This window comes from Ahrensia kielensis DSM 5890, from assembly GCF_000374465.1.
Classification (GTDB): domain Bacteria; phylum Pseudomonadota; class Alphaproteobacteria; order Rhizobiales; family Rhizobiaceae; genus Ahrensia; species Ahrensia kielensis.
Window position 1 is genome coordinate 576,456 of sequence record NZ_KB894529.1, and the last position, 21,917, is coordinate 598,372.

Below are 21,917 nucleotides of genomic sequence, written 5' to 3' on the forward strand. Positions count from 1 at the left end.
TCAAAATTAATCAGCCAGTACAGCCGTTGCTTCAATTTCAATAAGTGCTGCGTCTTCAACCAGCGCAGACACAACAACCATAGTCATTGAAGGGAAGTGTTTGCCCAGCACACGGCGATAAGCTTCACCAACCTCACGCTGGCGTGCGACATATTCTTTCTTGTCGATAACGTACCACGTTAAACGCACAAGATCCGTCACCTTGCCCCCTGCAGCTTCAACAACATCTACGATATTGCGCAATGCTTGTTCCATCTGCCCAATAAAGTCATTGGTTTCAAATTCTTGCTGGGCATTCCAGCCTATCTGGCCGCCCACATAAAGTGTTTTTCCAGATGCGACGATACCGTTAGAATAGCCTCTCGCTTTTAACCAACCTTCAGGTTGAATGACTTGGTGTGTCATGCACCGTCCCCTTTTATATTTTTTTCTAATACGATGCGCATAGCATCCGGCCATGATGTAGGCCGTCCATTTTCATTCACATAGACAATTGTAGCTCTTGCAGAAAAGCGATGCTCATCACCGCAGTAAGCATCCACAGTCAATTCAAAACTTGAACGCCCAACTCTGATTGCTGCAAGTTGTAGATTTAGTTGATCACCATGTCTGCTTGGCTTCAAAAACTTGCATTGAATTTCTGCTGTCGGTACTGCCGCATGCTGATGCATCTCCTCGAAAGGCGCTTTAACAACATCGGCAAAAAACGCCTCAATGACGTCATTGATCATTTCAAAATATCGCGGATAAAAAACAATACCCGCAGGGTCGCAATGTTTGAAAAGAACTTTTTGAGGAAAATTAAATACCATCATCAAACACCCAAATATTGTTCTGATATCTCTGGTGTTAATGCGGTGAAATCACCTGACCACACACTTTTTCCGCGCTCTAAAATGACAGCACGGTCAGCAACATTGGCCAGTTCCGCAATTGTTTTATCAACCACCAAAATCGAAAGCCCCGTCTCAGCTTTCAGCTTAGATATCGCCGCCCAAATCTCTTGGCGCACAACGGGTGCAAGCCCCTCCGTTGCTTCATCTAATATAAGCAGGCGTGGGTTGGTCATAAGTGCACGGCTTATTGCAAGCATTTGCTGTTCGCCGCCTGACAAGGAATTTGCATATTGATTACGTCGTTCACCAAGGCGCGGGAATAATTCGACTACACGCTCGAAATTCCATTCACCGCTTCGTGATGCCGCAACTAAGTTTTCATATACTGTAAGATTTGAAAAACAGCGCCTACCTTCTGGGCACAGACCGATGCCCATGCGCGCCACGCGGTGACCGGGTAGTTTTGTGATGCTTGCTCCAGCAAAATCAATTGTACCGCTACTATTTTTCAGCAAACGGCAAATGACTTTTATGGTTGTTGATTTCCCCATGCCGTTGCGGCCCATTAAGGCTACAACTTCGCCGTCTCCAACTTCTAAATCAACACCAAAGAGCGCTTGAGACGCGCCATATGAAGCTTGTATATCGCTGATCTTGAGAAGTGCCATTACGCTGCCTCCTCGCCTAGATAAGCACGGCGCACTTCATCGTGATTACGGATAAAATCAACATTGCCCGTCGCGATCACCTTGCCATAGACAAGAACACTAATGCGGTCAGCCAATGCAAAGACCGCATCCATGTCATGCTCCACAAGAAGAATTGGTGCCTGTTGACGCAAATTATCCAAAAAGCTTGTGAGCATTTTTGAACCTTCAGCGCCCATGCCAGCCATTGGCTCATCCATCAAAAACACTTTCGGTTCAAGCGTCAGCGCAACCGCCACTTCTAACTGTCTGCGTTGCCCGTGTGAAAGTTCCGAAGTGACTTTATGCATTTGGTGGCTTAGTCCTACGCGCTCGATTGCACTTTGAGCGCATTCACGCAGTTCTGCGTCCTTCATAACAGGCATAAAAAACCGGAAAGCGCCACCGCGTTTGCCAAGTGCGCCCAGCATTACATTTTCTAGAACTGTGTAGTCCATAGCCAGTTCTGAGATTTGGAAAGTGCGCCCTAAACCAAGCTTCGCCCGCTCTGCAATAGACAGCTTGGTAACGTCATACCCAAGCAAATCGATTTTGCCTGTATCTGGTTTTAGTTTGCCGGCTATTTGCGAAATAAGCGTGGATTTCCCCGCACCATTGGGCCCAATAAGCGCATGGATTTCACCTTCACGTAAATCAAGCGAGACGCCATCGCTGGCTTTTAGTGCGCCAAATGACTTTGAGATATTTTGTATATTCAGCACTGTATCAGGCATCGGCGTTCTCCTTTTTGGAAAGAGCGCCAATCAACCCGCCGCGTGCGAAAAGAACGACAGACAGCAAAATAACCCCAAGGTAAATGTGCCAGAACTCTGATAGTCCGCCCAGCCAATGCTCCAGAAGGATGAACAGTGCAGCGCCAACAACAGGGCCATATAATCTGGCCACACCACCAAGAATGATAAACACCATAATCTCGCCGCTTGTTTGCCAGCTAAACATTGTCGGACTAATGAAGCGATTAAGGTCTGCAAACAAAGCGCCAGCCAAGCCTGTAATGGCTCCTGATATTGTGAAAGCGATGAGTTGAATCTTAAACGGATTAAGGCCGACTGTGCGAATACGCTGCGCATTTTGACGTGCACCATTAAGCGCCAAACCGAAGGATGAATGGGTCAAGCGGTTCACGCCGTAGATGACCACCATCAAAACAACAAAGCAGATGCCAAAGAACTGGATCGGATCGAGTGTGTTTAAGCCTGGGAAACTGTTGCGCACATAAATCGACAACCCGTCTTCGCCGCCATAGGCAGGCCAGCTGATAGAAAAATAATAGAGCATCTGGCCAAAGGCGAGCGTGACCATAATAAAATAGACGCCCGATGTTCTCAAGCTGAACAAGCCAATCACGAATGCAAAGAAGCTACTGACAACGATCGCAACCAACCAAATGATCGGCATTGAGTTTGTTCCTTCAATAAGGAACGGTGTTTCCATAATAGGCGTAAAATTCTGCGCATGGCTGGCCAATACACCCATTGCATAGCCGCCAAGCCCGAAGAATGCAGCATGCCCAAGACTGATCAATCCACCTTGGCCTAGCGCTAAATTTAAGCCCACGCCAGCAAGGGCCAAAATTACGGCCTTCGTGGTCAGTGTTATCAGAAATGGCTCGTCCATGACCCATGCACCTAGAGCCATGCCAAGAATTAAAAGCGCCACCGTATAGTTGAGAAAACGTTCGCTAATCACTTACGCTCTCCCAAATAGGCCGGTTGGTTTGAAAATCAAAACCGCAGCCATCAAAATGTAAATCGACATTGACGCAAGTGACGAGCCAACAGATGTGGCCGATGACTGCTCCATAAAATTTGCAAAGAAGAGTGGTAGCATCACGCGGCCAAGCGTGTCGGTTAAACCGACGAGCAATGCGCCAACAAGCGCGCCCTTGATTGAACCAATACCGCCTATAACGATGACGACAAATGCAAGGATTAACACCGGCTCGCCCATGCCAACTTGTACGGACTGAATGGCACCGACGAGTGCCCCAGACAAACCCGCAAGCGCTGCGCCAAGCGCAAAGACAAGTGTGTAGAGTTTGGAAATATCAACGCCCAATGCACCAATCATTTCGCGGTCATTTTCGCCCGCACGAATACGCATGCCAATGCGGGTCTTTGAAATAAGTAAGAACAATCCGATTGCCACCGCTACGCCCACCAAAATAATCATCAGGCGGTAGGATGAATAGGCAATACCGCCGGGCAACGTAACCGTGCCCGATAGAGCTTTAGGCACATCAAGAAAAAGCGGAAAGGATCCGAAAAGCCAACGCGTGCTTTCAGAAAAGATCAAAATCAAAGCAAAAGTCGCAAGTACCTGATCAAGATGATCGCGGTCATACAATCTGCGAATGACAACCAGCTCAACCACCGCACCAACAATAGCAGCTGCCGCAAGACTTGCCGCAAGCGCCAACAGAAACGATCCTGTTGATGCAGCAACGGCAGCCGCAGCAAATGCGCCGACCATATATAGCGAGCCGTGAGCGAGATTGATTAAACCCATGACGCCGAAAATCAACGTCAGGCCGGCCGCCATTAAAAATAGCATGACGCCGAATTGCAGGCCGTTTAAAATTTGTTCGATAATGAGAACGGTGGACATAATGTACGCCTAATAAATCAACCGGACGCAAGCGCCCGATTGATCAGTTTACTAATTACATGTCACATTCAGTTGCGAAAGCATCTGCATGATCTTTAAGTGCTGTGCCAATGATCTTGTTGGTGAAAACATCACCTTCTTTGATCACTTCGCGAACATAGATGTCCTGAATTGGATGGTTGTTGTTACCAAAACTGAAATCACCTCGTGTCGATTTAAAATCAGCTTCTTTTAACGCGGCACGGAATGCATCAGCGTCCTTAACATCTGCTTTGCCCATAGCACTCAAGAGCAGATTTGCTGTGTCAAAACCTTGAGAAGCATAAAGTGATGGCAAACGGCCATACTCAGCTTGGAAGGTTTTTACGAATGCAACATTGGTTTCGTTGTCGAGGTCTTTGCCCCACTGTGATGTGTTTTTAACACCGAGCGCAGCATCGCCAACGGCTTGCAAAATACCTTGATCAAAGGAAAATGCCGGACCGATCAATGGAATATCTACACCAGAGCCCGCATATTGCTTCATGAAAGAAATGCCCATGCCGCCTGGTAGGAAGAAGTAAACGCTATCAGCGCCCGAAGCACGAATTTGCGCAATCTCAGCTGCGTAATCTGTTTGACCAAGCTTGGTGAAAACTTCGCCTGCCAACTCACCTTTATAAAAGCGCTTATAGCCGTTCAACGCATCCTGACCTGCAGGATAGTTCGGTGCCATAATAAACGAATTTTTCAAGCCAGCTTCAGTCGCATAGGCACCTGCGGCTTCATGCAAGTTGTCGTTCTGCCAAGCGACGTTAAAGTAGTTCGGGTTACAGGCTTTACCGGCAAGCGCAGATGGACCCGCATTCGGCGAAAGATAGAATTTTCCCTGTGCGACAGCTGACGGCACCACCGCCATTGCCAAATTTGACCAGATGATACCGGTCATCACATCAACCTTTTCAGACTGAATCATTTTGTCGGCTAGCTGAACGGCGATGTCAGGTTTTTGTTGATCGTCTTCGATCACAACTTCTACATTATCATTGCCGGATTCTTTGATCGCAAGCATGAAGCCATCACGCACATCAATACCAAGTCCAGCACCGCCGCCAGACAAAGTCGTAATCATGCCAACCTTTAATTTGCCATGACCTTCCGCAATTGCGCTTGATGCCAATGCTGCAACGGATACCGCTGCCAGTAATATTGATTTAATTTTCATTTTTTTTCCCTCAGTTTCAGTCGCTTAAAAAGCTTTGAACGTTAACGTCGTATAAGTGCGCTCGATTCCCTTAATATCGAGCACGTGATCATTGATGAATTTGCCAATATCCTTGTCCTCCGACAGATACATCTTCATCAATAAATCGTAGTCACCGCTTGTCGAATAAAGTTCAGAATGTATTTCGCGCTTGGCAATTTCATCGGCGACTTCATAGCCTGTACCCGGTTTGCACCTAATTTGAACGAATACGCACTGCATGTTTAAGTCTCCTTGAGGCGGTAATTATTGACCAGTTTGTTTCAGCAAAAATCGCTGTATTTTTCCGGTCTGAGTTTTTGGCAGTTCTGTGCAAAACACAATAGATCGTGGATACTTATACGGCGCAATTGTTTGTTTTACATGCTCTTGTAGGTGTTTGATTTGCGCATCATCTGCATTTTGTCCTTCATTCAGAACAATATGCGCTTGAACTATCGAGCCTCTTGATTCATCTGCGACCCCAATAACAGCACATTCACGCACCGCAGGGTGCCCTAGCAATGCTGCTTCAACTTCTGGTCCAGCAATATTGTATCCGCTGGAAATAATCATATCGTCATTGCGCGCGGCAAAATGCAAATATCCCTCAGCATCCATCATGAAACTATCGCCGGTGATATTCCAGCCGTTCTGAACATAATTGCTCTGCCTATCATCGGCCATATAGCGACATCCAGTTGGTCCCCGAACCGCCAAGCGGCCTACGGTTCCGACGGCCACCTCATTACCCTCATCATCGACTACTTTTGCTTCATAGCCTGTGACCGGTTTACCTGTGCATGCGGGGCGATGATCGTCAAAGCGGTTCGATATAAAGATATGCAACATCTCAGTTGCCCCGATGCCGTCAAGCATCGGTTTGCCAGTTTTAGCAATCCATTCCTCGTAGACAGGGGCAGGCAAAGTTTCGCCTGCAGAAACAGCCGCGCGCAAACTGGACAAATCTGCGCCCTCTGCCATCGCCGCCAACATGGCCCGGTAAGCCGTTGGAGCAGTAAAACAGACCGTAGCCTTATACTTCTCAATGATCTCAATCATATTGGGCGGGCTGGCATTTTCGAGCAGCGTTGCGGTTGCGCCAAAACGCAGCGGAAATATCGCAAGGCCGCCAAGGCCAAATGTGAAAGCCAAAGGCGGTGAGCCGACAAACACATCGTCTGGCACAACACCTAAAATCTCTTTTGCATATCCATCAGCAATCATCAGCAAATCACGGTGAAAATGCATGGTGGCTTTCGGCTTACCTGTCGTGCCAGATGTAAAGCCGAGTAATGCAACATCATCACGGCCCGTTTTCACAGCATCAAATTTAACCGGCTTTTCAAGCGCAAGTCGGTCAAGTTCTGCCTCATGGTTTGATGTGCCATCAAAGCCAATGACATGTTTTACATGTTTGTTATCTGCCGCAAAGCCTGCAACCTCTTCGATAAGCCGCGTGTCGCACAAAATGTGGCTGATCTGAGCCAGATCGACAATTGGTTCAAGCTCGACGCTACGCAGCATGGGCATTGTGTTGATAACAACGGCACCTGCCTTTGTCGCGGCAAGCCAACACGCAACCATTGCAGGATTATTGGCTGAGCGGATCATCACGCGATTACCCGCCTTCAATCCAAAGTCTTCAACCAGCACATGTGCGATACGGTTTGTCCAATCCGCCAATTCCTTATAGGTGCGGCGGCGGCCATTTCCGATCAGAGCGGTATTATCGCCAAAACCCTGCTCAACCATTTTGTCTGTTAGTTCGACACCAACATTGATATAATCAGGATACTCAAAACCGTTTAGTAAAAATTCTGGCCACTGACTTTGTGGCGGCAGATTATCACGCGCAAAACTGTCTATATGATTGGAAGGTCCGAGCATTAGTTTCCTCCCTGAAACTGTACCAGTGTTTGACGGGCGATGATGATTTTTTGCACATCTGACGCCCCTTCATAAATTCTCAAAGCGCGAATTTCTCGATAAAGCTGCTCGACTTTTTGACCGGATTTAACACCGTCACCGCCATGAATTTGCACCGCTTGATCGATGATTTTTTGCGCTTGTTCTGTTGAAAACAGTTTTGCCATAGCGGCCTCACGCGTGATACGCGGTGCGCCGCTATCTTTTGCCCAAGCCGCGCGATAGATCAGCAAAGCACTCGCATCGACATTGAGCGCCATATCGGCCAAATGACCTTGCACCAATTGCATATCGAATAATTTTTGCCCTTGAATTTCACGCGACTGCGCGCGGCTCAAAGCTTCATCCAAAGCACGCCGCGCAAAGCCAAGCGCTGCTGCTGCCACGGTCGGTCTGAAAACATCAAGCACAGACATAGCGATCTTAAAACCATCACCTGATTTTCCAAGTAATGATGATTTTGGAATACGGCAATCGTCAAATTTCAATGTCGCTAGAGGGTGCGGTGCAATTGTTTCCAACCGCTCTGCAATGTTTAGCCCTATTGTTTCTGCTGGCACAATAAATGCCGAGAGCCCCTTTGCGCCGGGCGCATCGCCCGTGCGTGCAAACACAGTATAAATGTCAGCAATGCCGCCATTTGATATCCATGTTTTTTCGCCGTTCAACACATAATCATCACCATCAGGTGTTGCGGTCATTGCCGAATTTGCAACATCGGAACCTGATTGCGGCTCGGTTAGCGCAAAAGCGGCAATTGCTTTACCGCACCGCGTTAAGGGCAACCACTTTTCTTTTTGTGACTTGTTGCCAAACAGTGAAATCGCGCCGGTTCCCAAGCCCTGCATCGCGAATGCAAAATCGGCCAAGCCATCATAGCGGGCCAAAGTCTCACGGATTAAACAAAGGCTTCGCACATCCAGTTTAGCGTTCTCATCTAATGGATCAACACCACTATAACTTGCCCAACCGGCCTCGCCTAAAGCGCTGACTAAATGACGGCATGCAGCATCGGTATCCGTGTGGTCAATGGCATCAATATGCTTACTTGCCCAAGCTTCCAAATCAGCCGACAAAGCTCTGTGTTTGTCTTCAAAAAATGGCCAATCAAGAAAGCTGCGATCTGCCATTAGTTACCCTCAAATACTGGTTTTTGTTTATTCGCAAATGCTTCAAAGGCTCGTTTGAAATCCCCAGTTTGCATGCACAGCGCTTGCGCTTGCGCTTCAGCTTCAATGGCTTGGTCTATAGACATTGACCATTCTTGCTGGAGCATAGTTTTAGTCATCATGTGTGCGAAGTTTGGACCTTCTATGATACGTTCCGCCAATGAAAGTGCCTCAGCTTCTAGCGTATCGGCACTCGCCAGCTTATTATAAAAACCCCAGCGCTCACCCTCATCGGCACTCATTGAGCGACCTGTATAAAACAGCTCAGCAGCGCGTCCCTGTCCTATGATGCGCGGCAGGATAGCGCATGCGCCCATATCGCATCCAGCAAGCCCCACACGGGCAAACAGGAACGCGGTTTTAGCCTCTGGTGTCGCAATGCGAAGATCCGACGCCATCGCTATGATCGCACCTGCGCCCACGCAAATACCATCGACAGCCGATATGACAGGCTTGCCGCAATTGATAATCGCTTTGACAAGATCGCCCGTCATTCGCGTGAATTGCAAAAGCTCTTTCATGCTCATCTTAGTCAGCGGTCCAATGATTTCATGGACATCGCCACCTGATGAAAAATTGCCGCCATTTGGAGCAATAATCACAGCGTCAACATTTTCAGCGTAATGAAGGTCGCGGAACCAATCCCGCATTTCTGCATAGCTTTCAAATGTCAGCGGATTTTTGCGCTCGGGCCGGTTGAGTGAAATATGTGCAATCCGGTTTTCAACACGGCAATTGAAGTGCACCACATCTGTTTTGCAATCTGTCATGCTTCCTCGCTTTTAGTACCGTGCAATTCAACCAAAATTCTGTCGAAGGAACTGATCATATTCTCAGCTTCGTTCATGGATACGTCGGATAGGAGATCATCTATCCATTGCTCATGTGCTGCGGCTTGAAGAGCAAATTCTTCTTCGCCGCGCTTTGTGAGCCTCACGCGCAATGCACGGCGGTCGCCAGGGACTGGTGTTCTTATGATAAGGCCATCTTTTACAAGCCTATCGACAATGCCCGTCACGTTACCATTTGAAACCTTTAGAAGGCCGGACAGTTCACTCATACGCAAACCTTTTGGGAACTGATAAAGCGCGGCTAAAACATCAAAGCGCGGCAATGTTGAATCAAATTCAACGCGCAGTTTCTCACGTATATCGTTTTCGACGCTTCGGGTTACTTTAAGCAGGCGCAACCAAAGGCGAAGTTTGGTTTTTGTCGACATTGCGTATGCCGTTTCTGCTGAAGACATGCTCATATCTCACCGCCATTAATTGAAATCGCCTGCCCATTAACAGAAGAAGCACCTGCGCTTGCGAGCCACAACAAGGTATTGGCAACTTCACTTGGCTGAATAAACCGTTTCATTGGATTTCCAGCCTTAAGACTGTCTTGTGCTGCCTGCGCAGACATGCCCGTTTTTTCAACGATGTTTTCAATCGAAGCCTCCAACATTGGGGTTTCAACAAAGCCCGGACAAACAGCATTGACCGTTATGTTGTTTTTCGCCATTTCCAGCGACACGGCCCGCGTCAAACCTAAAACGCCATGCTTTGCTGCGCAGTAACCTGAAACGTAGGGATAGCCCTTCAAGCTTGCTGTTGACGCAACGGCCAACATACGGCCCCATTTTTCATCACGCATATCTGCAAGACAAGCTTGCCAGACATTAAAAACACCCGTGACATTGATATCGAGCATGCTTGACATGTCGGCCTGCGACATCGCAGCAAAAGGTTTACTTAACGCAGCCCCCGCATTGGCAATCGCAATTGTGATCGGGCCATTTTGCGCACGAAGTTTATCCAAAGCATGGTCAATAGAAGCGCGGTCCGTCACATCGCCAACCGCATAGGCTGCGCCTGTTTTAGCGCTAATTTGTTGAAGTGGTTCTTCGCGCCGCCCTATTATACTGACCTTAAAACCTGCTTCTGCAAACGCTTCTGCAATCGCGGCACCAACGCCCGTTCCACCACCAGTCACGACAACATGTTTAGACGGATTGGTCACGATTGATCCTCCGACATTTGCGCCAGTTTATCAGCCAAGCGCCAAGCCTGATCGCGGCCAGCTTCGTAAGGTTTTGGCCAAACCTCATGACGGTCGCCAAGTTTCGTTGCTTCATGCAACGTCCAATAAGGATCGTTTAAATGCGGCCGCGCAAGACATACCAAATCCGCACGTCCAGCCATCAATATCGAATTGACATGATCGGCCTCAAAAATATTGCCGACAGCCATTGTCGCAATGCCTGCATCATTGCGGATACGATCAGAGAACGGCGTTTGAAACATGCGGCCATAAACAGGTTGGCCTTCAGTCGATGTTTGACCTGCCGATACATCAATAATATCGGCGCCAGCGACGTGGAAGAGCTTTGCAATTTCTACGGACTCTTCGGGCGTAACGCCATCATCGCCCGCCCAATCCGTGGCCGATATTCGCACAGACATCGGTTTATTTTTAGGCCATGCAGCACGCATTGCATTGAAAACTTCCAGCGGGTAGCGCATCCGGTTTTCCAGCGAACCGCCATATTCGTCACTGCGAATATTGGAGAGCGGCGAGATAAAGGAAGATATTAAATAACCGTGCGCTGCATGGAGTTCGATCATATCGAAACCAGCGCGATCTGCCATTTGAGCGGCTGCAACAAATTGATCGCGTACTTCATCCATTTGCGCACGCGACATTTCTTGCGGCGTGGCGTTTTTACTAGACCAAGCTATAGGCGATGCTGAAACAAGCGGCCAATTGCCCTGTTTAAGAGGCAAATCCATGCCTTCCCAACCAAGATTGGTTGACCCTTTGCGGCCTGAATGGCCTATCTGGCAGCAAGCCTTTGCATCTGTTTCTGCGTGGATGAAATCCGTTAGGCGTCTCCATGCTATCTCATGTTCAGGCGCATAAAGACCGGGGCAACCCGGGGTGATGCGGCCTTCGGCTGAAACGCATGTCATTTCCGTATAAACCAGCCCTGCACCGCCCTTGGCTCGTTCGCCGTAGTGGATCAGATGCCAATCTGTTGGCGCACCATCAACAGCTTTGTACTGCGCCATTGGCGATACAACGATACGGTTTTTAAGCTGCATTTGGCGAAGCTTGAATGGTGTAAACATGGGCGCACGAACAGGCGCATTCGCATCTACACCCGATTGCTCCTGAAACCATTTTTCTGCCGAGCTCAACCATTTTGGATCGCGTGCACGCAAGTTTTCATGACTGATACGCTGTGAGCGTGTCAGCAAAGAATAGTTCAATTGGACAGGATCAAGATGCAGATACCGCTCTACATCCTCAAACCAATTGACGGAATTTCGGGCTGCTGATTGCAAGCGCAAAACTTCTAAGCGGCGGTCCTCTTCGTAGCGTTCAAAAGCTGTTTCAAGCGGTACATCAGACGTTACGTGCTTTGCTAAACTGATCGCACTTTCTAGCGCAAGCTTGGTGCCTGACCCGATGGAAAAATGAGCTGTTGCCGCAGCATCGCCCAATAGAACCATATTTTTATGGCTCCATTTTTCGCACATGACACGGGGGAAACGTATCCACGCCGAACCACGAATATGGTTGGCGTTGGTCATCAACGAATGGCCGCCAAGGTGGCTTGCGAAGATTTTCTCGCAAATGGCGATGCTTTCCTGCTGGCTCAGCTTTGCGAATCCATAAGCATCATAGGTTTCTTGACTGCACTCAACGATGAATGTCGCTGTTTTATCATCAAATTGATAAGCGTGCGCCCAAACCCACCCCTTATCCGTGTCCTCGAAAATGAATGTGAAGGCATCATCAAATTTTTGGTGTGTGCCTAGCCAAACGAACTGACATTGCAGCGTATCGACATCCGGTTCAAAAACGTCTGCAAATTCATTGCGGGTTTTAGAGTTCAAGCCATCGCAGGCGACCACAACATCGAATTCATCGGCGTATTTAGAGGCGCTCTCAACTTCTGTTTCAAAGCGCAGATCTATACCAAGTTCAGCTGCACGTTCATGCAAGATAAGAAGAAGGCGCTTGCGCCCTATGCCGCAAAAGCCGTGACCAGAAGATACTGTTTTACGCCCCTGATGAACCAGTGCAACATCATCCCAATAGGCAAAATGTTCTTTAATCGTCGCTGCGCTTTTAGGGTCATTGGCATGCAAATTGCCGAGCGTTTCATCGGACAGGACAACGCCCCAGCCAAAAGTATCGTCTGCTTTATTACGTTCAAAAACAACGACCTCAGCGTCAGGCATACGCAACTTCGCAGAAATTGCAAAATAAAGACCAGCTGGCCCGCCTCCCAAGCATGCAATACGCATAATGTCTCCCGATACGTTGACATTTCAGGGAGCAGGCTCCCAATATTTGAAAGCGTAGACACAGATTTATTATATTTCAAGCAAAAATATTTTAAGCTTGAAATATAATAAATCCGCATCCATGATGCACACCAGAACAGTGCGAGGAACTCAACATGTTGCAAACCAACTCGGAAGAACACGAAGTAGCCACACCGGAAAGCGCACGCGCCAAGCCTGCATCACTGACTTGGCAAGATCCATTTTTACTTGAAAATCAGTTGACCGATGAAGAGCGCATGATCCGCGACACAGCGGAAAATTATTGCCAGAGCAAACTGCTTTCACGTGTCATTGAGGCCAATCGCAATGAAATCTTCCACCGCGAGATCATGAGCGAAATGGGCGAGCTTGGTTTGCTCGGCGCAACTATTCCAGAAGAATTTGGCGGCGTTGGCGCAAACTATGTCTCCTACGGCTTGGTTGCCCGCGAGGTTGAACGTGTTGATAGTGGCTACCGTTCAGCCATGTCCGTCCAATCATCCTTGGTGATGCACCCTATCTTTGCTTACGGCACCGATGAGCAGCGCAATAAGTTTCTACCAAAACTCGCATCAGGTGAATTTGTCGGATGTTTTGGCCTGACCGAACCGGACCACGGCTCTGACCCCGGCGGCATGTTGACCCGCGCTAAACAAGTTGATGGCGGCTATTTGCTCTCCGGTGCAAAGAACTGGATTACCAACTCACCAATCGCTGATGTTTTTGTTGTTTGGGGGAAATCTGACGCCCATGACGGTAAGATCAAGGGCTTTATTCTTGAAAAAGGAATGAAGGGCCTCGTCGCACCAAAGATCGAAGGTAAGTTTTCATTACGCGCTTCAATTACCGGCATGATCCAGATGGATGAGGTTTTTGTACCAGAAGAAAACTTACTGCCAAATGTATCCGGTCTCGCAGGGCCATTTGGCTGTCTTAACCGTGCACGTTACGGCATTTCATGGGGAGCGATGGGGGCTGCAGAAGCATGCTGGCACGCTGCTCGTCAATATACGATGGACCGCAAACAGTTTGGCAAACCGCTTGCTGCAAACCAGCTCATTCAGAAGAAATTGGCGGACATGCAAACTGAAATCTCGCTTGGGCTACAGGGTAGCTTGCGTTTGGGCAGGATGCTTGATGACCACTCTGCGTCTGCTGAACTGATCAGTTTGATGAAGCGTAACAATTGCGGGAAAGCGCTCGATATTGCACGCGCTGCACGCGATATGCACGGCGGCAATGGTATTAGCGACGAGTATCCGGTTATGCGACATGTGATGAACCTTGAAGCGGTGAACACCTATGAGGGTACACATGATATTCACGCCCTAATTTTGGGACGTGGGCAAACCGGCATTCAAGCGTTTCAATAGGCGCTGTGGTGAGTAATCCGGTTCACATAGATATCGATGGCACGATAGCCATCGTTCGTATCGACAACCCGCCGGTTAACGCTCTTTCACAGAGTGTTCGCACTGGTATCGTGTCTGCTATTCAGGAAACGGATGCAGATGCCAATATCCGTGCTGTTATTCTTATTTGCAATGGCAGCACCTTTATGGCGGGTGCCGATATCAAGGAATTTGGCAAGCCTGCGGTTCCTCCGCTTCTTCCTGATGTCGTTACAGCGCTAGAAGCCGCACAAAAACCTTGGGTCGCAGCAATTCACGGCAACGCCCTTGGCGGCGGCCTAGAAGTGGCGCTTGGATGCCATTACCGAATTGCGCAAGTGGGCACGATGCTTGGCCTACCCGAAGTTAATCTGGGACTTATTCCAGGTGCCGGCGGCACCGTGCGCCTGCCACGGCTCATCCCTATGGCGGACGCATTTGCGATGATCACATCGGGAAAGCCTGCCACAGTCACCACAGCTAAATCAACGGGTTTGATTGATGCGGTTTCAAACACAGATCTTCTGCGTGACGCCGTAGCCTTTACGAAAACAATTATTGATCTTCCAAAGCCACTTGCGCTTTCAGCCAAGCCGATCAAAGAGCCTCTGGCGGATGATGAGATCAGTGCAAAATCAAAAGCGACAGCATCTAAATCGCGCGGGCAGCTTTCACCGAAAATTGCAGCTGAAACCATGATCTCTATTCAAGCGTTAGACGCACAATCCGGCCTAACGCTTGAGCGGGAAAACTTTCTTAAATTAAAAGCTGACGAGCAGTCAGATGCCCTTCGCTATATTTTCTTTGCAGAACGTTCTGTCTCAAAAATACCATCGATAAAAAGCGCGATAACAAAACCAATTACCACCATCGGCATAATTGGCGGCGGCACAATGGGCGCAGGTATCGCAGCTTCATGTTTACTGGCTAATTTAAATGTAACGCTCATCGAGCGCGACACAGCATCGCTTGAAAAAGGTGTCGAGCGCATTATTGCAATTTTGCACGCGAGCATGAAACGCGGGCTGATCGATCAAGCGCGATATGATGCGCTGACAGGCAATCTTTCTAGCAGCACGGATTACATCGATATTGCGAATGCGGACTTTGTCATCGAAGCCGTTTTTGAAGACATGAATGTTAAGAAAGATGTCTTTGCCAAATTAGATGCCGTCGTTAAACCTGACGCCATATTGGCGAGCAACACATCTTATTTGGATATGAACGCGCTAGCTGCTGCCACAGTTCACCCCGAACGTGTCATCGGACTACACTTCTTTTCACCTGCTCATATTATGAAGCTGGTTGAAGTTATCCATACAGATCATGTGAGCGATGATGTTTTCGCAACCAGCATGGCGCTTGCGAAAAAACTGCGAAAACTCGCTGTGCCTGCCGGTGTTTGCGATGGATTTATTGGCAACCGCATCATGTCAGCTTATCGCCGTGCTGCTGAATATATGCTTGAGGACGGCGCTTTGCCTCATCAAATTGATGCCGCGATGAAGTCTTATGGATTTGCGATGGGCCTGTTTGAAATGCAGGATTTAGCTGGCCTTGATATTGGCTATGCCATGCGCCGCCGCAAAGATGCTACGCGTGATCCGAACGAGCGCTATGTCGATATTGCCGACAAAATTTACCGTATGGACCGTTTAGGCCGCAAGAATGGTGCTGGCTTCTACATTTATGAAGACGGCAAAACACCAATACATGACCCTGACATTGATGCGCTGGTTATAGCTGAATCAAAGCGTAAAAACATTGCACGCACATCCATGACCGAAGTTGACATCATGGGTGGTCTCCTAGCTGCTATGGCCGATGAAGGCGCTGCACTTTTAAGTGAAAACATTGCTGCGTCACCTGAAGCAATTGATGTCGTTATGGTCAATGGATACGGATTTCCCAGATGGCGCGGCGGCCCGATGTATCAATCCAAGTCTAGCGCTTAATGTCCGTTATAGATTGCACAACTCGACGTAAGGATTGCTGAATGTCTGCTTATATTCTTGATGCTGTACGCACACCAATTGGTCGTTACGGCGGCATGCTTTCATCCATCCGCACCGATGATTTGGCTGCCTTGCCAATTCGCGCACTCATGGATCGCAATCCCAATATGGATTGGTCAAAGATTGATGATGTTATTTTGGGTGATGCCAATCAAGCAGGCGAAGACAATCGTAATGTCGCACGTATGGCTGCACTCCTCGGTGGTCTTCCCGTTGAAGCACCGGGCACGACGATAAACAGACTTTGCGGCTCAGGCATTGATGCCGTTGCCATGGCTGCGCGCGCGATAAAATCCGGCGACTATCGATTAGCAATTGCAGGCGGTGTGGAAAGCATGAGCCGTGCACCTTTTGTCACGCCAAAAGCAACCAGTGCATTTTCCCGTTCGAGTGAAACATACGATACGACCATTGGCTGGCGTTTTGTAAATCCAAAAATGCAAGCTGAACATGGCATCGATTCAATGCCTGAAACCGCAGACAATGTCGCTGAAGAATATGGGATTAACCGGCAAGACCAAGATGCTTTTGCCGCGCGTAGCCAGCAACGTTATCAAGCTGCACTGCAAGCTGGCAATTTTGCAGATGAGATTATCACGGTTTCCATCGCGCAGCGTAAAGGTGAGCCTATTGTCTTTGACAAGGATGAGCATCCACGCGCGGATACTGACGCGGCAAAATTAGCAAAACTCAAAGGCATTAACGGCGCAGAAAAATCAGTCACTGCGGGCAATGCTTCCGGTGTTAATGACGGTGCTGCTGCCTTGCTGATTGCCAATGAAATGATTGCGCAAGATTTCGAGCCGCTCGCGCGTATCCTGGCAACAGCCGTTGTTGGTGTCGCGCCGCGTATCATGGGTATTGGGCCAGTGCCTGCAACGCGCAAAGTACTTGAACTAACCGGCCTTACGATTGATCAAATGGACGTCATCGAAATCAATGAAGCATTTGCGAGCCAAGGTCTTGCATGTTTGAGAGAACTAGGGCTGCCCGATGATGCACCACATGTAAATCCGAATGGCGGTGCAATTGCACTTGGACACCCGCTTGGTATGTCGGGTGCCCGATTGGTTATGGCTGCCGCGTATCAATTACGTCGCACAAAGGGACGCTATGCCCTTTGCACAATGTGTATTGGTGTCGGGCAAGGTATCGCAATGATACTTGAGCGCCCATAGCGTCATTACAAAATTGTTCTTACGCGCCATAGCTCTGGAAAGAGTTCAACTTCAAGCATCCGTTTGAGGTAACTAACGCCGCCTGTACCGCCGGTTCCACGTTTAAAACCAATGACACGTTCCACAGTGGTTACATGATTGAACCGCCAGCGCCGGAAGTAATCTTCAAGATCAACCAGCTTTTCGGCAAGTTCATAAAACTCCCAATGCGTTTTGGGTGATTGATAAACAACCTTCCACGCTTCCTGAACCGTCTCATCAAAGACATGTGTTTGCGATGTATCGCGTGTCAAACAAGCTTTAGAAATATCAAAACCATGACGCGCTAACGCCGATATTGCTTCATCATAAAGACTTGGCACGCTGAGCTCTGCTTTAAGCTTCGCAATCGTTTCGCTCTTGTGCTTATGCGGGCTCAACATGGCCGCATTACGGTTACCAACCGAATATTCAATCATACGATATTGCCAAGATTGAAAGCCGGAAGACTGACCAAGATCATCACGAAATGCTGTATATTCGCTCGGCGTCATTGTGCGAAGAACATCCCAAGCATTGTTAAGCTGTTCAAATATTTTTGAGACCCGTGATAGCATTTTAAACGCCATCGAAAACTCATCATCAATGATCGCTTGGCGTGCCGTAACGAGTTCATGAAGGATGAGATGCATCCAAAGTTCAGACGTTTGATGCTGAATAATGAAAAGCAATTCATCATGAGTTTGCGTCAAAGGTTTTTGCGCGGCAAACAGCGTGTCTAAACCGAGATAATCGGCATAGGACATGCGCCCGTCGAAATCCATCTGAGCGCCTTCAGCGGATGGGTCATATGGTTTTTGATCGCTCATGTGACATCACCCTTCTTTTGAAAACGAGGTTGTTTCCATGTATCGTTTTTCATGATGTCCGCTAGAATTTCGACAGCGCGCTTTACATCATTCTCATCGAGATAAAGCGGCGTGAACCCGAAACGCATAGTGTCTGGCGCGCGAAAATCACCGATTACACCTGCCGCGATCAAAGCCTGCATAGCTGGATAACCATGCTCAAATGCAAAGGATATTTGAGAGCCGCGCTGACTAGAATCGCGTGGACTTATCAGCTTGAGCTGCGGACAAGTAGCCTCAACTCCTTCAATGAACAATTCAGATAGTGCGATTGATTTTGCACGCACATCATCCATCGAAACACCATCCCAAATAGCGAGTGCCGTTTCCAATGCAGCCAGCTGTAAAATCGGCGGCGTACCAACACGCATACGTTCGATGCCCGGAGCTGGTCGATAATCTAAATCAAATGCGAAGGGTTGCGCGTGACCAAGCCAACCAGCCAAAGATGGTTCGACGCTATCTGCAATGTCGGGGCGGATGTAAATAAAGGCCGGAGCACCGGGCCCGCCATTTAAATATTTATAGGTACAACCGACTGCAAACTCGGCATTGCTTGCGGCCATATCGACAGGCACGGCACCAGCTGAATGCGCCAAATCCCAAATCGATACGGCACCAACATCATGCGTTGCTTTCGTCAGCGCATTCATATCATGCATGCGTCCGGTGCGGTAATCGACTTGCGTCAACATGACAACGGCAACATCTTCTGTGATGTTGTCATATACATCTTCGGGCGCGACCACACGCAATTCATGTCCGCTTTTCAATGTTCGCAACAGCCCATCGGCGATATAAAGATCGCTTGGGAAATTACCGCTATCAGAAAGCACAATTTTGCGATCAGGGCGCATTGCCAGTGCTGCGGCCAATGCCTGATATACTTTGACAGACAGGGTATCGCCGAGGACAGTTGATCCTGCCGCGCATCCCAAAAGCTTTCCAATCTTATCACCAAGAATACTTGGCTGCTTCATCCAGCCTGCGTCATTCCAGCCCTTGATGAGCATTTCGCCCCACTCATCTTCGACTGTTTTGTTCACGCGTGATGATGCTGCCTTTGGCATTGGACCTAAAGAGTTTCCATCAAGATAGATGACCCCTTCTGGCAAATAAAATTGGTCTTTTTTCAAGATGCTCTCCCGTTTATTTTTTCCTGCATAACGTTCTTTTTGTCATATCAGTTTTACCCATACAGCCAAGCATTTACTGCACTAAAATCGAGAGCAAAGAGCGTATTTTAAGAACGATGGCGTCTCGCTGCTGGCTTTATCCTCACAGCCATTTTGCTAGTTTGAAAACCAGATAAAGCACAATGCCGCCAATGATGGATATAGCCGTTAAAACCCAAAATGCTGACGGCGAATCTAACCCCGGCATTCCGCCTACATTGACGCCGAATAGTCCGGTAAAAAAAGTCAAAGGGAGAAAAATTGCAGCAATAATAGAAAGTAAATAACTGTTGCGCCCAATCGCATTAGCATGATCCGCATCAAGCTTATCTTGCACAGAAGCAAGCCGCTCTTTGGCTGCATCCAGCTCTTCAATAATTCGGCGCGTTCTATTGCTACTCTCACGCAAACTTGCGATTTCTCCCTTGGAGAATATCCAATCTTTAATGGTTGCCAGATTGCTTAGCGCTTCTCGCTGCGGGTTTATAAAGCGGCGCATTCTCAAGACCCCTTGCCTTAAATCGGCAAGTTCTGCTGTATCCACCTTTGCCCCTTCAAGCATATGTTCTTCGAGGTCGTCGGTTCGATCTTCTAGCTCAATCGAAATCTTTTCAATTCTGTCTGTTAGGTTGTGGACCAGGTCGGCAATAAAAGCGCCAACTGTTGACGGCGCATTACCTGCAATCGCCGCTTCCTTTAACGCGTCAGCGGCATAAACTTTGCGGCCGCGCGTAGAGATGATTCCATCCTTGGTCACCCACATTCGCAGTGACACCATATCTTCTGGTGCTGATTTTGGGTTCAGATTTACAGCTCTCAGATTGAGCAACAATCCATCATCAAGCCGGTCACAACGTGGGCGCGTTTCAGCTTGCAGCAAAGTTCTACCAGCAATTGTTGGAAGGTTGCTTTTTATCCAAGCCTCGACGCTCGGCTCACTTCGTTTCAAATGAAGCCAACGATAACCAACATTCGTACTGACAGTCGGCCAATCATCCGTAATTGGCCTTACTGAATCTGGCAGAATATCGAATGCAGCAAGCGGCTTGAGTATGTGTTTTTTCATCACAAGATTGTGCCGCAGTGTTGCAGTCTGAACAAGCCTGGAATTGTCTAATGAGAAAGAGTGTACCGCTTAGCAATAAAGTCATGATCCTCTTGCAGCCATGAGGCTAATTCGCATTCTTGTCTCAAGAGTTTTAATTGGTTTTCAAGCAGTACTTTATGTTCGCTGGTTGCAGCATTGTGCAATCTAAGAATGGCATCCCCTAAATTTTGAGCCATCAAGAAATTATCCCGACAAGTACGGCGGATTGAGCTAAAGGCAGTGTTGAATATATCTTCTGCTTCATAGCCGTTAATCACCACGCGCAAGGTGCCATTTTCATCAACAAGTTCATTATTGCGAAGTTCCGATTTGACCATGCCATTAAAGGCGGCACTCATCTGGTCCACACAGGCAATCGCTGTAAATGTATCATTTACGCCCGGCGAGAGTGCGCGTAGTGCAATTTCTATCAGCATGTTGATTGCATACTCAACATCATCATGTGCCGACCCTCTGGATTCGGCGATCGTCAACGTGTTCAAGAATATCTCGCTAAACGCATCTTCATCCAACTCGGAAGTGGCGCCGTCAAAATTACAGCACGCTATCTTTTGTCCTTTCAGAACAAAATCCCCCGGCTTTTCAATGATCTTAAATTTCAAGTCGCGCTCAACGGCCATCGATAGCAGCGCATCTTCGTTCATATTTGTTAGATAACCGGATTTATGTGCAAATATTTCATAATTAAGCGCGGGTAGTTCCGCCTCTTCTGATGCGGTTTGGTCAGCCTCCAAATTAATCAGTTTGCTTAGCCGCTCTTCTAAACCGACGGATATTTCCGCTATTTCTTCGTCAATCGTAACGCTGCGCGAAACTTCATGAACGAAGTAAATAAGCTGGAGAACAGAGATAGCACTTAAGGCAAATGCAACGGCAATTGAAAAACCGGGTACAAAATCAGGTCTTGTTTGATGCAAGACTGACAAAGAGAACATAAATGTGCCGCCGAGGAGACCAGCGGTTACTTGACTTACGCTATCACGGGTAAACCGCTGCAAAAGCCGCGGCGCGATGTTGCCAGCAGCCAATGTGAAAACAACAAGCATCAGTGAATAAACAAGGCTTAAGGTTGTGATTGCGCCAGCGGCAATCGTACCAAGAACTGAAAGCGCTGTGTTATAATCAACGGCGAAAACATTTGTTTTTGTTAAATAGATGTCTGTACGTAACCAGCTGTCTATCAGCACAGATAAAGCAGCAAACATCCACAAAACCAATACGATACCGCCGGGTACGGTGACCAATCCTCGGATTGATTGGAGACGTTGTTTTATTGCTGGCGGAATATAGCGCATGGCTCTCAACTAATGTGTATGTTTAACAAAATCGAATGTGACAAGTCGTCACCAATAATAAGAATAGGGCATTCATTAC

General features: G+C 48.1%; 21 protein-coding genes. 3 read left to right on the forward strand and 18 right to left on the reverse strand.

The window, feature by feature from the left end:
- Nucleotides 1–6: 6 nt before the first annotated feature.
- Genes C504_RS0108965 through C504_RS0109030 form a run of 14 tightly spaced genes read right to left on the reverse strand, consistent with a single transcriptional unit; the run spans nucleotide 7 to nucleotide 12,768 of the window.
- Entirely contained in the window at nucleotides 7–405 is a 399-nt protein-coding gene (locus C504_RS0108965) for a RidA family protein (RefSeq protein WP_018688998.1), read from the reverse strand.
- Complete coding sequence (locus C504_RS0108970; protein WP_018688999.1) at nucleotides 402–815, reverse strand: acyl-CoA thioesterase; 414 nt, start codon at nucleotides 813–815, stop codon at nucleotides 402–404. Before C504_RS0108970 ends, C504_RS0108965 begins: the two co-directional genes overlap by 4 nt.
- Nucleotides 815–1,504 carry an ABC transporter ATP-binding protein gene (locus C504_RS0108975; protein WP_018689000.1) on the reverse strand — a complete coding sequence of 230 codons (690 nt, stop codon included), beginning with the start codon at nucleotides 1,502–1,504 and terminating at the stop codon, nucleotides 815–817. Before C504_RS0108975 ends, C504_RS0108970 begins: the two co-directional genes overlap by 1 nt.
- A complete protein-coding gene (locus tag C504_RS0108980) occupies nucleotides 1,504–2,256 on the reverse strand; it encodes an ABC transporter ATP-binding protein (protein WP_018689001.1) in 753 nt (250 codons plus the stop codon). Before C504_RS0108980 ends, C504_RS0108975 begins: the two co-directional genes overlap by 1 nt.
- Nucleotides 2,249–3,232 carry a branched-chain amino acid ABC transporter permease gene (locus C504_RS0108985; protein ID WP_018689002.1) on the reverse strand — a complete coding sequence of 328 codons (984 nt, stop codon included), beginning with the start codon at nucleotides 3,230–3,232 and terminating at the stop codon, nucleotides 2,249–2,251. Before C504_RS0108985 ends, C504_RS0108980 begins: the two co-directional genes overlap by 8 nt.
- Nucleotides 3,233–4,150 carry a branched-chain amino acid ABC transporter permease gene (locus tag C504_RS0108990; RefSeq protein WP_018689003.1) on the reverse strand — a complete coding sequence of 306 codons (918 nt, stop codon included), beginning with the start codon at nucleotides 4,148–4,150 and terminating at the stop codon, nucleotides 3,233–3,235.
- Nucleotides 4,151–4,205: 55 nt separating this feature from the next.
- Entirely contained in the window at nucleotides 4,206–5,354 is a 1,149-nt protein-coding gene (locus C504_RS0108995) for an ABC transporter substrate-binding protein (protein WP_018689004.1), read from the reverse strand.
- A gap of 24 nt (nucleotides 5,355–5,378) precedes the next feature.
- The gene (locus C504_RS0109000; RefSeq protein WP_018689005.1) at nucleotides 5,379–5,615 is read right to left on the reverse strand and encodes an Lrp/AsnC ligand binding domain-containing protein; all 237 of its coding nucleotides are present in this window, start codon (nucleotides 5,613–5,615) and stop codon (nucleotides 5,379–5,381) included.
- 24 nt (nucleotides 5,616–5,639) lie between these two features.
- Nucleotides 5,640–7,262: a benzoate-CoA ligase family protein gene (locus C504_RS0109005; protein ID WP_018689006.1), complete on the reverse strand. Its 1,623-nt coding sequence runs from the start codon at nucleotides 7,260–7,262 to the stop codon at nucleotides 5,640–5,642.
- Nucleotides 7,262–8,431, reverse strand: coding sequence for an acyl-CoA dehydrogenase family protein (locus tag C504_RS0109010; protein WP_018689007.1), 1,170 nt, complete (start codon nucleotides 8,429–8,431; stop codon nucleotides 7,262–7,264). Before C504_RS0109010 ends, C504_RS0109005 begins: the two co-directional genes overlap by 1 nt.
- Nucleotides 8,431–9,240 (reverse strand): enoyl-CoA hydratase family protein, encoded by an 810-nt coding sequence (locus C504_RS0109015; RefSeq protein WP_018689008.1) that lies wholly within the window; start codon nucleotides 9,238–9,240, stop codon nucleotides 8,431–8,433. The genes C504_RS0109010 and C504_RS0109015 overlap by 1 nt, the downstream gene beginning before the upstream one ends.
- A complete protein-coding gene (locus tag C504_RS0109020; RefSeq protein WP_018689009.1) occupies nucleotides 9,237–9,722 on the reverse strand; it encodes a MarR family winged helix-turn-helix transcriptional regulator in 486 nt (161 codons plus the stop codon). Before C504_RS0109020 ends, C504_RS0109015 begins: the two co-directional genes overlap by 4 nt.
- Nucleotides 9,719–10,474: an SDR family NAD(P)-dependent oxidoreductase gene (locus tag C504_RS0109025; protein ID WP_018689010.1), complete on the reverse strand. Its 756-nt coding sequence runs from the start codon at nucleotides 10,472–10,474 to the stop codon at nucleotides 9,719–9,721. Before C504_RS0109025 ends, C504_RS0109020 begins: the two co-directional genes overlap by 4 nt.
- Complete coding sequence (locus C504_RS0109030; RefSeq protein WP_018689011.1) at nucleotides 10,471–12,768, reverse strand: bifunctional salicylyl-CoA 5-hydroxylase/oxidoreductase; 2,298 nt, start codon at nucleotides 12,766–12,768, stop codon at nucleotides 10,471–10,473. Before C504_RS0109030 ends, C504_RS0109025 begins: the two co-directional genes overlap by 4 nt.
- Nucleotides 12,769–12,923: 155 nt before the next feature.
- Here C504_RS0109030 and C504_RS0109035 point away from each other — a divergent pair, with 155 nt between their 5' ends.
- From C504_RS0109035 to pcaF, 3 genes are read left to right on the forward strand one after another with little or no spacing between them, the layout of a single operon-like run.
- Nucleotides 12,924–14,162, forward strand: a complete 1,239-nt coding sequence (locus tag C504_RS0109035) for an acyl-CoA dehydrogenase (protein ID WP_018689012.1) — start codon at nucleotides 12,924–12,926, stop codon at nucleotides 14,160–14,162.
- Nucleotides 14,163–14,170: 8 nt separating this feature from the next.
- Nucleotides 14,171–16,135: a 3-hydroxyacyl-CoA dehydrogenase NAD-binding domain-containing protein gene (locus C504_RS0109040; RefSeq protein WP_018689013.1), complete on the forward strand. Its 1,965-nt coding sequence runs from the start codon at nucleotides 14,171–14,173 to the stop codon at nucleotides 16,133–16,135.
- A gap of 41 nt (nucleotides 16,136–16,176) precedes the next feature.
- Entirely contained in the window at nucleotides 16,177–17,373 is a 1,197-nt protein-coding gene (gene pcaF / locus C504_RS0109045) for a 3-oxoadipyl-CoA thiolase (RefSeq protein ID WP_018689014.1), read from the forward strand.
- Between the two features lie 5 nt (nucleotides 17,374–17,378).
- Here pcaF and kynA read toward each other — a convergent pair whose 3' ends face one another.
- From kynA to C504_RS0109065, 4 genes are all read right to left on the reverse strand, one after another.
- Nucleotides 17,379–18,221, reverse strand: coding sequence for a tryptophan 2,3-dioxygenase (gene kynA / locus C504_RS0109050; protein WP_018689015.1), 843 nt, complete (start codon nucleotides 18,219–18,221; stop codon nucleotides 17,379–17,381).
- Nucleotides 18,218–19,396, reverse strand: a complete 1,179-nt coding sequence (kynU, locus tag C504_RS0109055) for a kynureninase (protein ID WP_018689016.1) — start codon at nucleotides 19,394–19,396, stop codon at nucleotides 18,218–18,220. Before kynU ends, kynA begins: the two co-directional genes overlap by 4 nt.
- 142 nt (nucleotides 19,397–19,538) lie before the next feature.
- Nucleotides 19,539–20,501: a zinc transporter ZntB gene (locus C504_RS0109060; protein ID WP_018689017.1), complete on the reverse strand. Its 963-nt coding sequence runs from the start codon at nucleotides 20,499–20,501 to the stop codon at nucleotides 19,539–19,541.
- Nucleotides 20,502–20,548: 47 nt separating this feature from the next.
- Complete coding sequence (locus C504_RS0109065) at nucleotides 20,549–21,838, reverse strand: DUF2254 domain-containing protein (RefSeq protein WP_018689018.1); 1,290 nt, start codon at nucleotides 21,836–21,838, stop codon at nucleotides 20,549–20,551.
- Between the last annotated feature and the right edge of the window lie 79 nt (nucleotides 21,839–21,917).